A 682-nucleotide genomic window follows, 5' to 3' on the forward strand; every position below is an offset into this window, starting at 1 on the left:
GTATGGCGGATGCCTAGGCTTTCAGAGGCGAAGAAGGACGTGGTAAGCTGCGAAAAGCTCGGGGGATTGGCACACACGAATTGATCCCGAGATGTCCGAATGGGGCAACCCGTCTGGTTGAAGACCAGTCACTCTAAATTTATTTAGAGAGCAAACCCGGAGAACTGAAACATCTAAGTACCCGGAGGAAAAGAAATCGAAGAGATTCCGTAAGTAGTGGCGAGCGAACGCGGNAGCCCCGTATATGAAAGGCATATTTAAGTGATAAATGAGTAGGGCGGGACACGTGAAATCCTGTCTGAATATGGGGGGACCATCCTCCAAGGCTAAATACTCCTGAAAGACCGATAGTGAACAAGTACTGTGAAGGAAAGGTGAAAAGCACTTCGAATAGAAGGGTGAAATAGAACCTGAAACCGTACGCCTACAAGCGGTCGGAGCCCACAAGTTGGGTGACGGCGTGCCTTTTGCATAATGAGCCTACGAGTTAATTTTACTAGCGAGGTTAAGGACTTCAGGTCCGGAGCCGGAGCGAAAGCGAGTCTGAACAGGGCGCATAGTTAGTAGGATTAGACGCGAAACCTTGTGATCTACCCATGGGCAGGTTGAAGCTTTGGTAACACAAAGTGGAGGACCGAACCGGTTGACGTTGAAAAGTCTTCGGATGACCTGTGGGTAGGGG

At 49.8% G+C, this 682-nt stretch carries 1 rRNA gene (only partly in view); it reads left to right on the forward strand.

The features are described 5' to 3' along the window. A 23S ribosomal RNA gene (locus tag ASG21_RS00015) occupies positions 1 to 682 on the forward strand (its annotated part extends past both window edges: 18 nt to the left, 1,556 nt to the right); the annotation flags it as partial.

The organism is Chryseobacterium sp. Leaf394 (genome assembly GCF_001424105.1).
Classification (GTDB): domain Bacteria; phylum Bacteroidota; class Bacteroidia; order Flavobacteriales; family Weeksellaceae; genus Chryseobacterium.